13 protein-coding genes are annotated in these 14,499 nt (G+C 67.6%); 12 read left to right on the top strand and 1 reads right to left on the bottom strand.

The features are described from left to right. Positions 1–76 precede the first annotated feature (76 nt). From AC07PT_RS14190 to AC07PT_RS14175, 4 genes are all read left to right on the top strand, one after another. Positions 77–1,060, top strand: a complete 984-nt coding sequence (locus AC07PT_RS14190; RefSeq protein WP_494657011.1) for a Bug family tripartite tricarboxylate transporter substrate binding protein — start codon at positions 77–79, stop codon at positions 1,058–1,060. 43 nt (positions 1,061–1,103) lie between these two features. Further along, positions 1,104–2,795 carry an FAD-dependent monooxygenase gene (locus AC07PT_RS14185; protein WP_494657010.1) on the top strand — a complete coding sequence of 564 codons (1,692 nt, stop codon included), beginning with the start codon at positions 1,104–1,106 and terminating at the stop codon, positions 2,793–2,795. A 20-nt stretch (positions 2,796–2,815) separates the two neighbouring features. After that, the gene (locus tag AC07PT_RS14180) at positions 2,816–3,019 is read left to right on the top strand and encodes a DUF2783 domain-containing protein (RefSeq protein WP_492349870.1); all 204 of its coding nucleotides are present in this window, start codon (positions 2,816–2,818) and stop codon (positions 3,017–3,019) included. A gap of 280 nt (positions 3,020–3,299) precedes the next feature. Continuing rightward, complete coding sequence (locus AC07PT_RS14175; RefSeq protein WP_494657041.1) at positions 3,300–4,340, top strand: PDDEXK nuclease domain-containing protein; 1,041 nt, start codon at positions 3,300–3,302, stop codon at positions 4,338–4,340. A gap of 36 nt (positions 4,341–4,376) precedes the next feature. Here AC07PT_RS14175 and AC07PT_RS14170 read toward each other — a convergent pair whose 3' ends face one another. Continuing rightward, positions 4,377–5,282, bottom strand: coding sequence for a LysR family transcriptional regulator (locus tag AC07PT_RS14170; protein ID WP_492349869.1), 906 nt, complete (start codon positions 5,280–5,282; stop codon positions 4,377–4,379). Positions 5,283–5,431: 149 nt separating this feature from the next. On the opposite strand from AC07PT_RS14170, the gene AC07PT_RS14165 reads away from it, so the two are divergent. From AC07PT_RS14165 to AC07PT_RS14130, 8 genes are all read left to right on the top strand, one after another. Beyond that, positions 5,432–5,971, top strand: a complete 540-nt coding sequence (locus AC07PT_RS14165; protein WP_492349868.1) for a VOC family protein — start codon at positions 5,432–5,434, stop codon at positions 5,969–5,971. Between the two features lie 75 nt (positions 5,972–6,046). Further along, the gene (fahA, locus tag AC07PT_RS14160) at positions 6,047–7,363 is read left to right on the top strand and encodes a fumarylacetoacetase (protein ID WP_492349867.1); all 1,317 of its coding nucleotides are present in this window, start codon (positions 6,047–6,049) and stop codon (positions 7,361–7,363) included. 175 nt (positions 7,364–7,538) lie between these two features. Further along, a complete protein-coding gene (locus tag AC07PT_RS14155; protein ID WP_492349866.1) occupies positions 7,539–8,135 on the top strand; it encodes a YfiR family protein in 597 nt (198 codons plus the stop codon). Continuing rightward, positions 8,132–9,451, top strand: a complete 1,320-nt coding sequence (gene dgcN / locus AC07PT_RS14150) for a diguanylate cyclase DgcN/YfiN (protein ID WP_492349865.1) — start codon at positions 8,132–8,134, stop codon at positions 9,449–9,451. Before AC07PT_RS14155 ends, dgcN begins: the two co-directional genes overlap by 4 nt. Before the next feature lie 35 nt (positions 9,452–9,486). Next, the gene (gene yfiB / locus AC07PT_RS14145) at positions 9,487–10,038 is read left to right on the top strand and encodes an outer membrane lipoprotein YfiB (RefSeq protein WP_494657009.1); all 552 of its coding nucleotides are present in this window, start codon (positions 9,487–9,489) and stop codon (positions 10,036–10,038) included. Positions 10,039–10,164: 126 nt separating this feature from the next. Further along, positions 10,165–11,748, top strand: coding sequence for a thymidine phosphorylase family protein (locus AC07PT_RS14140; protein WP_494657008.1), 1,584 nt, complete (start codon positions 10,165–10,167; stop codon positions 11,746–11,748). Next, positions 11,729–12,718: a ribose-phosphate pyrophosphokinase gene (locus AC07PT_RS14135; RefSeq protein ID WP_492349862.1), complete on the top strand. Its 990-nt coding sequence runs from the start codon at positions 11,729–11,731 to the stop codon at positions 12,716–12,718. The genes AC07PT_RS14140 and AC07PT_RS14135 overlap by 20 nt, the downstream gene beginning before the upstream one ends. A 74-nt stretch (positions 12,719–12,792) precedes the next feature. Beyond that, complete coding sequence (locus tag AC07PT_RS14130) at positions 12,793–14,493, top strand: diguanylate cyclase domain-containing protein (protein WP_492349861.1); 1,701 nt, start codon at positions 12,793–12,795, stop codon at positions 14,491–14,493. Positions 14,494–14,499 lie beyond the last annotated feature (6 nt).

Raw genomic sequence — 14,499 nt, 5'->3', positions numbered from 1 at the left:
TCGTTTGATCCAGGGCAGAACGCCGTGGGCGCGAACGGCAAGACCCAGCTTTCCCCACCCACACAAGAGACTGACCATGCACCTGCCCCACCCAACCCTGCGCCGACGCGCCTGGCTGCTTCTGGCCCTGGCCGGCGTGGCCACGCCCGCACTGGCGGCCGACCCCTATCCCTCCAAGCCCATCGAGTGGGTGGTGCCTTATCCGGCTGGTGGCGGCACCGACGTGGTGGCCCGCACCCTGGCCGAGGCCATGGGCAAGGCGCTGGGGCAGCCCATCATCATCAACAACAAGCCCGGCGCGGCCACCAACATCGGGGCCGAGTACGTGGCCCATGCCAAGGCCGACGGCCACGTGCTGCTGTCGGCCGACACGGCCACCCTGGCAGCCAACCCCTTTCTGTACACCAAGCTGGCCTACAACGCCGAAAAAGACTTCGCCCCCATCGGCCTGACGGTGCGCTTTCCGATGATCCTGGTGGTCAATCCCCAGGTGCCGGTCAAGACCCTGGCCGAGTTCAAGGCCTGGGCCAAGGCCCAGAACGGCGCCAACTACGCCACCCCGGGCGCCGGCAGCCCGCACCACCTGGCCACCGAGCTGTTCCGGGCCCAGGCGGGCCTGCAGCTCACCCATGTGCCCTACCGCGGCGCTGCCCCGGCGGTGCAGGACGTGGTGGCCGGCCAGGTGCCGTTCATGTTTGTTGACACGGCCAGCGGCTACCAGTTCATTGCCGCCGGCAAGCTGCGCCCGATCGGCGTGGCCAGCCCGCGACGGGTGCCCAATTTCGAGACCATCCCCACGCTGCAGGAGCAGGGGCTCAAGGGCTTCGAGGCCTACGCCTGGCAGGGCCTGGTGGCCCCGGCGGGCACGCCGCCCGAGGTGATCGCCAAGCTCAACAGCGCCTTGCTCGGCGCCCTGGGCTCGACCGCCATCAAGGCCCGCCTGCAGACCCTGGGGCTGGAGTCCATTCCCGGCACGCCACGGCAGATGGCCGACTACGCCGCCGCCGAGCGCGCCAAGTGGGGCCAGGTCATCCAGACCAGCGGCATCAAGCTGGATTGAGCCGCCTGCCCGCCCTTTCCTTTTTCTGAGCACTGACATCACCATGCACCAGCCCACCACCGAAGCCCGGCCCTCGATCTATTACCCCTACCAGGTGTTTGCCCCCTGGCTGCAGTCGGCCCACCCGCCCCAGGCGCGCCAGCGCGTGGTGATCGCGGGCTCGGGCCCGGCCGGCATGGTGGCGGCGCTGGAGCTGGCCCGCCATGGCGTGCCCAGCGTGGTGCTGGAGAGCGAGCTGCAGGTGTCGCAGGGCAGCCGGGCCATCGTGTTCACGCGCCGTTCGATGGAGATCCTGCAGCAGGTCGGGGTGGCCCACCGCATGAGCGAGCAGGGCCTGCCCTGGCGCTTCGGCAACTCGTACTACCGGGGCCAACGCGTGTTCCGCATGGAAGCGCCGCACGACAGCGACGACCGCTTCTTTCCCATGCTCAACATCCAGCAGCAGTACATGGAGGAGTACCTGCTGGACGCCTGCGCGGCCCAGCCCCTGATTGATTTCCGCTGGGGCAACAAGCTGGTGCAGATCACCCAGGAAGAGGGCGTGGCCCACCTGCAGATCGACACGCCCGAGGGCCCCTATGTCCTGGACACCGACTGGCTGGTGGCAGCCGACGGCGGGCGCTCCGAGATCCGCACCGCCCTGGGCCTGAAGATGGAAGGGGCCTCGTACGAGGGCTTCTTCGTGATCGCCGACATCCGCATCGACCTGCCCCTGCCCACCGAGCGCCTGGCCTTCTTTGACCCCGAGTGGAACCCCGGCAACACCATCCTGATGCACCGCGAGCCGCACGGCATCTGGCGCGTCGACTACCAATTGCCCCCGGGCGAAACGCCCGAGCAGGCGCTGCGGCCCGAGTCGCTCAAGGCCCGCATCGATGCGCAACTGGCCATGATCGGCCACGCCGGCACGCCCTGGGAGATGGACTGGAGCTCGGTCTACTCGGCCCGCACCCTCACGCTGCCCGACTACGTGCACGGGCGCGTGCTGTTCACCGGCGACGCGGCCCACCTGCTGCCCATCTTCGGGGTGCGCGGCGCCAACACGGCGTTCCAGGATTCCCAGGCCCTGGGCTGGCAACTGGGCCTGGTGGTCAAGGGCCTGGCCGGCGAGAAACTGCTGGCCAATTACAGCGCCGAGCGCGTGGGCGCCGCCCGCGAGATCATCGACGAGGCGGGCAAGAGCACCCGCTTCATGACCCCGCCCAGCCGCGGCTTCCGCCTGCTGCGCGACGCCGTGCTGTCGCTGTCGCTGAGCCAGGATTTTGTGCGCCCGCTCTACCACTGGCGCACCTCACGCCCGCACGAGTACAGCGCGTCGGCGCTCAACAGCATGGGCGACGACAACGCCCTGTTCACCGCCGGCCCGGCGCACGGCGCCCCGCCGCGCAACATCCGCCTCTCGGCCGATGATTTTCTGCTTGACCACCTGGGGGGCGGTTTTGACCTGCTGTACTTCACCGAAGCCCCGGCCCTGCCCGAGGCCCTGCAGCAGGTGGTGGCCACCGCCCGGGCCCGGGGTGTGCCCCTGAAGGTGATCGCCGTGGGCGCCACGGGCCCGGTGGCCGGTGCTGACCTCTGTCTGCCCGATGCCGACGGCCACTTCCGCCAGGGCTATGGCGTGCCCGCCAGTGGCGCCGCCTACCTGCTGCGCCCCGACCAGCACGTGTGCGCCCGCTGGCTCACGCTGGACGCCCACCGCCTGCAGGCCGCCCTGCACACCGCCCTGCCGCAATGAACCCACCCAAGATCGCTGCCATGACCGCCCAATCCACCCAACCCGACATCCTCTCACTGCCCGGCCTGGAAGACGTCTACGACGCCCTGGCCACCGCCATCGACCAGGCCGGCCCCGACAAGGCCGAGCTGTTCCTGGTCAAGCTGGCGCTGCTGAACGCGCAGCGGCTGGGCAGCGCCAGCCTGGTGCGCGAGCACATTGAGGCGGCGTTGAGGGATCTTTGAGGCTCGGTGCCGGTGGAGGGGGGATTCGCCAGAAGGCCTCTGGATTGGGGTAACAATCGCTGGCAACAGCACTGGAGCAGGGTGTGGCCAGGCCATTGGTTGCCTCATGCTCTCAGCCTGAACCGAATCGAAACGGGACATTGACGATGACAAGCACCCAACAACGCGCCGAACTCCAGTGCCGCAACTGGCAAATTGCCAACGACGTGTGTGGCGCCGTCGACGGCTGGGATTCCAAGCATGTCATTTTGGTCAAAATCGAAAACAGGGGAGCAAATGGATGAGTGATCAACCCACCTCTCTGATGCCCACGCCCACAGGCTATGTTGACTGGCTGAGCGAGCTGAAAATCAAAATCCACAGCGCTCAGCAACGGGCCACGCTGGCGGTCAATCGCGAACTGGTTCTGCTGTACTGGCAAATCGGCTGCGACATACTGAGCAAGCAACATGAGCAAGGCTGGGGGGCGAAGGTGATTGAGCGTCTGGCGCATGATCTGCACAGCGCCTTCCCTGACATGAAAGGGTTTTCGCCGCGCAACCTCAAATACATGCGCGCCTTTGCCCAAGCTTGGCCCGACACCGAATTTGTGCAAGCGGTGCTTGCACAATTGCCCTGGTACCACCAATTGGCGCTGCTGGACAAGCTATCCCACCCTGACGCGCGTCGCTGGTACGCCGCCAAGGCCATCGAGCACAACTGGTCTCGAAATGTGCTGGTGATGCAAATCGAAACCCGCTTGCTGGAGCGCAGCGGCTCAGCCGTGACCAACTTCGAAGTGAGCCTGCCCAAACCACAGTCCGATCTGGCGCGCGAATCACTGAAGGACCCCTACCGCTTCGACTTTCTGGGCTTGACCGACGAGGCGCAAGAGCACGAGGTGGAGCATGCGCTGACCCAACATGTCACCGAATTCCTGCTGGAATTAGGGGCGGGCTTTGCTTTTGTCGGGCGGCAGGTTTTGCTGGATGTCGGCGGCGACGAGTTTTTCATCGATCTGCTGTTCTACCACCTGAAGTTGCGCTGTTATGTCGTGATTGAACTCAAGGGCGGCAAGTTCAAGCCGGAGCACCTTGGGCAACTGGGCTTTTACATGACGGCGATAGACCGGCAGGTGAAGCATGATCTCGACAACCCCACCATTGGCTTGTTGCTGTGCAAAAGCAAAAACAAGGTGGTTGCCGAATACGCCTTGGGCGATAAAAGCCAACCGATGGGCATCGCCGAATACAAGCTGATCGAATCGCTCCCTGATCCACTCAGAACCAATTTGCCCAGCATCGAACAGATTGAGCGCGAATTGCAAGGCGGTGAGGCCTGATCGGTGTGGTTTTTTGAGGGAGCCGCCGGCACCCTCTCACCCCAAATACGCCATCCCCCGTATCTGCGGCCCGATGTCGTCGAGAAAGGCCTGGGCCAGGGGGGACAGTGATCGGCCGCGGCGGGTGAAGACCTCGAAGCTGCGGCGCACCTCGGGCTGGCGCAGCGGCTGCATGTTCAGGCCATACAGCGAGACCAGCGGCGCGGCGTACGGGATGCACAGCGCCACGCCCAGACCGGCCTGCACCATCGACAAGGCCGTGGACATGTAGGCCACCTCGGTGCTCGGCGCAAACTGGAAGTCGGGGTCGGCGGCCCGCAGGTCCTGGGCCAGGCGCTCGGTGAACTGGCCTTGCAGGCCGATCACGGGGTAGGGCTTGAGATCGGCCCAGCGCAGGCTGGCTTTCTGGGCCAGCGGGTGGCCGGGCGGAAAGACGGCCATGAAGGGCCCGTCAAACAGGTGGGCCGAGGTGATGTCGGAGTTGGGCTCGCGTTCGGGGCCGATGCCGATGTCGACCTCGCCCGAGAACACCCGCGCCATCACATCCTCGACCGGCACGTCCACCAGCTTCACCGAGCCCCCCGGGTGATCGGCCTGGAAGCGGGCGATCAGCTCGGGCATCAGGGTGGAGGCCAGCAACTGCGACACCGCCACCCGCACCACCCCTTTCTTGTTGGTGGTGTCATCCACGGCGCGGTGCAGTACCTCGTCCAGGTCATGCAGCACGGTTGCCAGCATCGGGCTGAGGCGCTCGCCAGCCTCGGTGAGGTGCACGCGGCGTGTGCTGCGGTCGATCAAACGCACGCCCATCGACTGCTCCAGTTCCTTCACCAGGCCCGACAAGGCTGATTGCGAGATGTACAGGCTTTCGGCCGCCAGGGTGAAGCTGCCGGTGCGCGCCACCGCCAGAAAGGCCCGCAACTGCCGCAAGGTCACATTCATCGGATTAACCTATAAATTGATCGAATAAAACGGCTTGCATGATAGTTGGTGATCCAGTCCAATGGCGTTGCCCCGGGCCTCATGGCGAGTGCCCGACGACAAAACCCCCGACGATCATCGCCAGACACAACGCTCACGGAGACCTCACCATGTTGGTTCAAAAAGTTCACCACGTCGCCTACCGCTGCATCGATGCCAAGCAAACCGTGCAGTGGTACGAAAAGCACCTGGACATGAAGTTCGTGCTCGCCATCGCCGAGAACGAAGTGCCCTCGACCAAGGCCCCTGATCCCTACATGCACATCTTCCTGGACGCGGGCAACGGCAATGTGCTGGCCTTCTTCGAGCTGCCCAGCCAGCCCCCCATGGACCGTGACCGCAACACCCCGGCCTGGGTGCAGCATCTGGCCCTCAAGGTCGATTCGGTGGACACCCTGATCGCCACCAAGGCCCGCCTGGAGGCCGCCGGCATCGAGGTGATCGGCCCCACCGACCACACCATCTTCAAGTCGATCTACTTCTTCGACCCCAATGGCCACCGCCTGGAACTGGCCGCCGACACCGGTACCCCCGAGATGATGAAGAAGCTCGACGAAGTGAAGTGGGAGATGATCGAAGAATGGTCGCAGACCAAGCGCGCGCCCAAGCACGCCGCCTGGATGCACGACGGCAGCATGAGCCAGGCCTGAAGACCTGGGCGCTGGCCATCCCTGCTCTCCGACCCCACCCACCCGCACCCGCCCCAGGCGAACCTGCACTGAACGATGACCCTTCTCAACGAAACCCATGACCCGGCCCTGCGCAGCTGGGTCGCCTCGGCCCAGGTGGCCGGGACCGATTTTCCGATCCAGAACCTGCCCTTTGCCGTGTTCCGTCGCACCGGGCGCCAGGAGGCCTGGCGCGGTGGCGTGGCCATTGGCGACCAGATTGTCGATCTGGCGGCGCTGGCTGCCAGCGGCGTGTTCCAAGGTGCGGCCGCCCAGGCCTTGCAGGCCGCTGCCCAGGACAAACTCAACGCCCTGATGGCCCTGGGTGCCCCGGCCTGGAGCGCGCTGCGCCTGGCCCTGTCGCGTGCGCTGCGCGAAGGCGCACCCGAGCAGGCTGCGCTGCAGCCGGCCCTGGTGCCCCAGTCCGAGGCCGAATACGACGTGCCCGCCCGCATCGGCGACTACACCGACTTCTACACCTCGGTGCACCACGCCACCAACATCGGCAAGCAATTCCGCCCGGACAACCCGTTGCTGCCCAACTACAAGTGGGTGCCCATCGGCTACCACGGCCGGGTGTCGAGCATCGGTGTCTCGGGTCAGGCCTTCCCGCGTCCCAAGGGGCAGACGATGGCGCCCGGCGCCACCGAGCCCGGCTTCGGGCCCTGCAAGCGGCTCGACATCGAGCTGGAGCTGGGCATCTTCGTGGGCGCCGGCAACCCCCAGGGCGAACCGGTGGCCATGGGCCAGGCCGAGCAGCACGTGTTTGGCATCTGCCTGCTCAACGACTGGTCGGCGCGCGACATCCAGGCCTGGGAGTACCAGCCGCTGGGCCCCTTCCTGTCGAAGAACTTCGCCACCACGATCTCGCCGTGGATCGTCACCCTGGAGGCCCTGGCCCCTTACCGGGTGGCCTTCACGCGGCCCGAAGGGGATCCGCAGCCGCTGCCTTACCTGGATTCGGCCCCCAACCGCGAGCAAGGCGCCTTCGACATCCAGCTGGAGGTCGGCCTGCAGACTCCGCGCCTGCGCGAGGCCGCCCAGGCCGTGGCCGTGATCTGCCGCACCAGCTACCGCCATGCCTACTGGACCGTGGCCCAGATGGTGGCGCACCACACTGTCAATGGCTGCAACCTGCAGCCGGGCGACCTGTTTGGCAGTGGCACCCTGTCGGGCCCCACGCTGGACCAGGCCGGTGCACTGATCGAGCTGACCCAGGGCGGCAAGAACCCGGTGCAACTGCCCAATGGCGAGCAGCGCGTGTACCTGGAAGACGGCGATGCCGTGGTGCTGCGTGGCTGGTGCGAGAAGGCGGGTGCAGCGCGCATCGGCTTCGGCGAGTGCGTGGGCACGGTGCTGCCGGCCCGGGCCTGAGCCTGGGCCCTGGCCTGGGCTTTGGCCGCCACAGAGCGCCAAAGGGCGCCTTTCTGCGTGAACTTGTGCGCATGGCGGCCCGTTTCCTTCGCGTGGCTGGGGGTGGTTTCTGAGGGGGCCTTCCTAGAATCGGTAACAGATGCCCGGGCTTCCGCCCCGGGCCTGGTTCCGATTGATGTTGACCCGTTTGCGATCCCTGACCTGGCGATGGGCCACCCTGGCGATGGCCCTGTCGGCTTGTGCCACGCCGGCCCCCGCCCAGGTCAACCCTGAGGCGGCCCCGGCCGGCCCGGTTTCACCGACGGCCCGCCCGCCGGCCTTGCCCGAGCTGCTGCTGGGCATTCTTCACTACACCCGTTGGCCTCAGCCCCTGGCCAGCCACCGCCTGTGCCTCAACGAGGTCGATGCCGACTCGGTGGCCCTGGCGCGTGAGTTGGATGCCCTGGGCGCCCAGGCCCTGCCCCCGGTGCACAGCAGCTTGCGCAGCCTGCGCGCCGAGCTGGCCGACAGCCTGCTCGACTGCCAGGCCATCTACTTTGGCGCCCTGCCGGTGCGCGGTCTGCAGCCGCTGTTGCTGCGCCTGAACCGCCACCCCATCCTGACTCTGGGGCTGGGCGACGACTTCTGCTCCTATGGCGGCAAGTTCTGCCTGTTGCAGGGGCCGCAGGGCTGGCAGATCAAGGCCAACCTCGATGCGATCGCTTATGGCGGCCTGCGGGTCAATGCCCGGCTGTTGCAACTGACCGTCAGACCGACAGGGGGGCGACCATGAGCCAACCCCTGCCAACCCCCCGCAGCAGGCCGTTGCGCTCAGGTCGTCGCCCAGTGCGCAGCGTGGCCCGCCTGGTGCGCCTGGGGCAGTGGCGCAGCGCCGGTGTGGCCCTTGCTTGTGCCGGGCTGTTCATGAGTGCGGCCAGTTTGTATTCGCTGCAGCAATACGCCCGGCATGCCCTGGTCATGGCTGCCCATTCCCTGGCCTTTGCGGGCGAACCCGCGATCCGCTTTCGTGATCTTGAAGCGTTGCGTGAGCTGGCCGAGCAACTGGCCGAACGCGAGCAACTGGCCTCGGTCACGGTGCTCGATGCGCGCGGGCAGCGCCTGCTGCAGGTGGAGCGCCCCGGGCTGGGCGCCTTCGACGGCCTGGCGCGTCGGGTGGCCGCCGTGTTTCTGCCCCAGCCGGTGACGGCCCCGGTGGAGGGCGGTGGGCCCGGCGCGGGCGGGCTGGGCGAAGTGCAGCTGCGCTCGGATGGCCGCGTTCTGCTCGCTGACCTGGGTTGGCTGCTGCTCGCCTTGCTGGGTTGCGTGGCCGTGACAGCGCTGGCGGTGTGGGCGGTGTCGCGCCGCCTCACCGCCTTGATTGTGCAGCCCCTGCGGGCCATGGTGGAGCTGACCCGGGCGGTGCGGGCCAGCCGAAGTTTCGAGCGCCGGGCGGCGCCCACCTCGGTGCTGGAGCTCAATGCCCTGGCCGACGATTTCAACGCGCTGCTGGTTGAACTGCAGCGACAGCAGCGGCGCATCGCTGCGCGCCACAACGATCTGCGCCGCAGCAATGAATCGCTGCGCCACGCCAGCCAGCACGACGTGCTCACCGGGCTGCCCAATCGCAGCCACCTGTTTGAACACCTGGCGGCCGTGTTCGAGCGCTGCCAGCGTCAGGGTGGCCAGGCTGCGGTGTTGTTCATCGACGTGGACCGGTTCAAGCAGGTCAACGACACCCTGGGCCATGCGGTGGGCGATGCGCTGCTGGTCGAGCTGGCGCAACGCCTGCAGTCGGCCGTGCGCGAGTCCGATTTCGTGGCCCGCCACGGTGGCGACGAGTTTTTGGCGGTGCTGTTCCCGGTTGGGGACGAGGCGGAGGTGCGCCTGTGCGTGGACCGGCTGCGCGGCGCCCTGGCCCAGCCGCTTCAGCTGGACAACGGCCTCACCCTGCCTTTGAGTGTGAGCATCGGCGTGGCCCTGTTCCCGGCCCAGGGCACCAGCGTGGACGAGCTGGTGCGCGCCGCCGATGCCGCCATGTACCGAGACAAGGTGCGTCCCTCCGTGGCGCATGACCGGGCCATGCCCCAAGCCGAGCCGGCGTCACCATGACGCTGGCCCCCTGCCTGATCTGACTGGAGACCCCCATGACCTTGGCTGGCCAATCCAACCCGCCGATCCGATGCCCTGCCACCCTGTCCTTGGGGCTGGTCACTGCCCTGGTCGGCTTGTCGAGCCTGCTGGCCGGCTGTGCCGGCCCCACGCCCGCCTTGGGTCCGCCGGTGGCCGTGGCGGCCCCTGAGGCCCGCGAGACGGCGCTGCGCGAACTGGGCTTCCGGCCCACCGAGCAGGGCTGGGAGCTGGACCTGGCCGGGCGTGTGGTGTTCCCGGTGAACGACGCGTCGTTGTCCGCTGACGCCCTGGCTGCCATTGAGCGCTTGGCCCGCACGCTGCGCGGGCTGGGCATCATCCGGCTGGCGATCGAGGGGCACACCGACAACCAGGGTGCGGCGGCCTACAACCAGCGCCTGTCCGAGCGGCGCGCCCAGGTGGTGGCCCAGGCCTTTGTGGAGCGCGGCTTCGAACCGGCCCAGGTGCGGCACCAGGGCTTCGGCTTCAGCCGCCCGATCGAGGACAACCGCAGCGAGGCCGGGCGCCAGCAGAACCGCCGCGTCACCATCATCGTGAGCTCACTCTGAGCGGTATCGGCCTGAGGCGCGCCCGGCGCGTCACGTGGGTGCCATGCTAGGCCCGTTCGTCGGTTTTCCGGGTGGACAATGGACGGGTGCCGGGCAGCAGGCCCGGGCCATTCAAGGAGAGTCCGCATGAGCGAATCCGTGTCTGCACCGGCCACGGCCACAGTGCCCCTCAGCCCCAGCCTCAAGCTGCGGCGCCTGGCCATCGACACCTACCGCGAGAACGTCGCCTACCTCCACCGCGACTGCGAGGTCTACCGCGCCGAGGGTTTTCAGGCCCTGTCCAAGGTCGAGGTGCGCACCAACGGGCGGCGCATCCTGGCCACCCTCAACGTGGTGGACGACCCCGGGCTGGTGGGCTGCGGCGAGGTGGGCCTGTCGCAGGATGCCTTTGCCCAGTTGGGCGTCGAGGACGGGCACCCGGCCACGGTGTCGCAGGCCGAACCGCCCGAGTCGATCCCGGCGCTGTTCCGCAAGTTGGACGGCGAGCGCCTGGGGCAGGCCGATTTCGACGCCATCATCCGTGACATCGCCCAGCACCGGTATTCCAAGATCGAGTTGACCGCCTTCGTGGTGGCCAGCAACCGCAGCGAACTGGACCGCGAAGAGGTCTATTTCCTGACCGAAGCCATGGTCAAGACCGGGCGCCGGCTCGACTGGCGCCAGCCCGTGGTGGTGGACAAGCATTGCATCGGCGGCATTCCGGGCAACCGCACCTCGATGCTGGTGGTGCCCATCGTGGCGGCCTACGGGCTGGTGTTTCCCAAGACCTCGTCACGAGCCATCACCTCGCCCGCGGGCACGGCCGACACCATGGAGGTGCTGGCCCGGGTCGAGCTGCCCTTCGATCGCCTGACCGACATCGTGCGCCAGCACCACGGCTGCCTGGCCTGGGGCGGCACGGCCGACCTGTCGCCGGCCGATGATGTGCTGATCTCGGTCGAGCGGCCGCTGTCCATCGACTCGCCAGGGCAGATGGTGGCCTCCATCCTGTCCAAGAAGATCGCCGCCGGGGCCACCCATCTGGTGCTGGACATCCCCATCGGCCCCACCGCCAAGGTACGCTCCATGCCCGAGGCGCAGCGCCTGCGCCGCCTGTTTGAGTACGTGGCCACCCGCATGCGCCTGTCGCTGGACGTGGTCATCACCGACGGGCGTCAGCCCATCGGCCGCGGCATCGGGCCGGTGCTGGAGGCGCGCGACGTGATGCAGGTGCTGCAGAACGACCCCGAGGCCCCGCAGGACCTGCGCCAGAAATCGCTGCGCCTGGCCGGCCGGCTGATCGAATGCCACCCCGACGTGCGCGGGGGCGAGGGCTATGCGATTGCGCGTGACATCCTGGAGTCCGGCCGCGCCCTGGCCCAGATGAACGCCATCATCGAGGCCCAGGGCGCCTGCGCCTTCGACTACCAGAACCCCCCTTTGGGGGCGCTGAGCTTTGAGGCTCGGGCCACGGAGGCGGGTGTGGTCACCAGCATCGACAACCTGCAGATTGCGCGCATCGCCCGCCTGGCCGGGGCACCTCATGTGCAGGGGGCCGGGGTGGACCTGATGCGCCAACTGGGTGATCCGGTGGCGCCGGGCGACCTGATGTACCGGGTGCACGCGGGCTTTGGTGCCGACCTGGAGTTTGCCCGTCAGGCCTGCCAGCGCGGCCATGGCTACCAGATCGGTGCGGTGGAGGCCGTGCCTCATGTCTTTGTTGAATCCTGAGGACCCGACCATGCCCTTTGCAGAAGACACCCCGGTGCTGCTTTGTTTTGACGATGAACAGGACGTGGCCCGCCGCGCTGCCGAGGCCGCCGGCCTGCCGCTTGCGGTGGTGGAGCGCCACCGCTTTCCGGACGGCGAGTGGCGCTTGCGCCTGCCGCCCGCCCTGCCGCCACGGGTGGTGGTGTGGCGTTCGCTGCACCAGCCCAACGAAAAGTTGGTCGAGCTGCTGCTGCTGGCCGACACCGCACGCCAGCTCGGGGCCCGGCACCTGTGCCTGGTGGCCCCCTACCTCGCCTACATGCGCCAGGACATCGCCTTCCAGCCGGGTGAGGCCGTCAGCCAGCGCATCGTGGGCCGCTTTCTGGCCGGCCTGTTCGATGCCCTGATCACGGTCGACCCGCACCTGCACCGGGTCGCCACGCTGCAAGAGGCTGTGCCGCTGGCCGATGCCATCGTGCTCAGTGGCGCCCCCTTGCTGGGGGCCTGGATCGCCTCGCAGCGCCAGGACGTGCTGCTGCTGGGCCCCGATGAAGAATCGCTGCAATGGGTGAGCAGCGCAGCCCAGGCCCACGGCTGGGCCCATGCGGTGTGCCGCAAGCTGCGCCACGGCGACCGGCATGTCGAGATCGCGCTGCCCGCGGGGCTGGCGCCGGCGTTGGCCGGGCGGGCGGTGGTGTTGATGGACGACGTGGCCAGCTCGGGCCAGACCCTGATCGAGGCCACCCGACTGCTGCTGGCGGCCGGCGCCCAATCGGTGGATGTGGCCGTCACCCATGCGCTGTTTGCCGGCGACGCGCTGCAGCGCCTGCAGGCCGCCGGCGTGGGCCAGGTCTGGAGCACCGACTGCATTGCCCACCCGAGCAACGCCGTCTCGGTGGTGGGCGCGGTGGCCCAGGCCCTGGCCGGGCTTTATCAGCGCCTGGACCTGGTGCCACGCGATGATGGACAGAGGGTCATTTCTGAGACCTGAACCGACGAACGGCGCTTATCATGGGGCTCAAACCCCCGGCAGACCGGCCTGGGGTCCTTCGGACCGGGAACCCGATGCTGCAGCAACTGAAAACCTTTGGCGAAATTCTCGATGGTCTGGAGATCGCCATGTGCGTCTTCGACGATCAGGACCGGGCCCTGGCCTGGAATCGCTGCTTCTTTCGCTTCTTTCCGGAGCACGATGGGCAGGTGCACGAGGGAGAGCACTACAGCCTCAACCTGCGGCGTTTCTACAGCGGGCGCCTGAGCCCGCAAGAACTCTGCGGCATCGAGCACTACATCGAGGCAGGCATTGCGCGCCACCAGCAACAGAACCAACCGTATGAGTTTGAGCACCTGGGGCGGCACCTGCGGGTGTCGTCGCTGCCGGTGCCCGGGGTGGGGCGCATGCGCCTGTGGCGCAGCGAAGCACCTTTGGCCCCTCAGGCGGCCGCGCCGGAGGGATCGCCCGCCGTGCTCCCGGTCGGCGGGCCTGTGCTGCTGGACAAGGTGCCTGATGCCTTGATGGTGTGTGGGCTGGATGGCGGGCGCATCGAGTGGGTCAATGAATCATTTGTCCTGATGTATGGCTTGCGTGATCGACATTCGGCCCTGGGCAGCGGTTTCGAGCAGGTGTTCGAGGCGGCCTGGCAGCAGGATCTGGCGCTCAACACGTCCCAGCACGAACTGTATGCCGCCGGCCTGCAGGTGCTGAAGGACCACTTGCGTTTTTCGGGGGCGCCGTTTGAGCTGCCCTTGCCGGGCAACCGCTTTTGCCGTGTGATTGCCCGCCCCACCGGGGGCGGCGAGGCTTTTTATGCCCACGTCGACATCACCGAGATCAAGCGCCAGCAACAGCGCCTGGAAGCGGCTGAGCGCCTGGCGCGCGAGCGCGAGCAGCAACTGCGTCACAAGTCGGTGCTGCTGGAGGCCACTGTCGAGAACCTGGACCAGGGCATTGCCCTGATTGGCGCCGACGGCATGATCGAGTTGTGCAATCTGAATTTCCTGGACTTGCTTGAGCTGCCCCGGCAGTGGATGGGGCAGCGCATGAGCCTGTCCGAGGTGCTGGACTACCAGCGTGCCCATCATGAGTTTGAGGGGGCGCCTGACAGGGTGCAGCAGTATGTCCAGGCGGGCGGGCGTTCGCCTCATCTGCCACGCTATGAGCGCCGGCGCGCCAATGGCCGGGTGATCGAGGTGCGCAACCTTCCGATTGAGGACGGCGGCCTGTTGCGCACCGTGACCGACATCACCCAGCGCAAGCTCGACGAGGAACGCATCCGCTTTGCCGCCCACCATGATGCGCTGACCGGCCTGATCAACCGGGCCATGTTCATGGAGTGCCTGGAGGCCGAGGTCTCGTTGGCCCGTCGCACCGGCGTGGGCTGCGCGGTGCTTTACCTGGATCTGGATGGGTTCAAGCCCATCAATGACCAATACGGTCATGCGGTGGGAGACCTGGTGCTGGTCGGGGTGGCCAAGGCCCTGAACTCGATCGCCCGCGAGGCCGACTTTGTGGCCCGCCTGGGGGGCGATGAATTTGCCGTGCTGCAGCGCGGGGTGCAAAGCCGCGAGCAGGCGCGCCAGTTGGTGCAACGGGTGCACCAGGCCCTGAGCCAGCCGATCAGCGTGGAATCGCGGGCCTTCCAGGTGGGGGCCTCGATCGGCGTGGCCCTGTGCCCCGACGATGCCGACCAGGCCGATGCCTTGCTGCGCCAGGCCGATCTGGCGATGTACGCCCGCAAGAAGGCACAGGCCCGCCCCCCTGGTTGAGGGGGC

The organism is Curvibacter sp. GW821-FHT09D12 (genome assembly GCF_059416245.1).
Note: the sequence above shows the minus strand (reverse complement) of the source record. Positions and strands in the feature narration are given on the sequence as shown.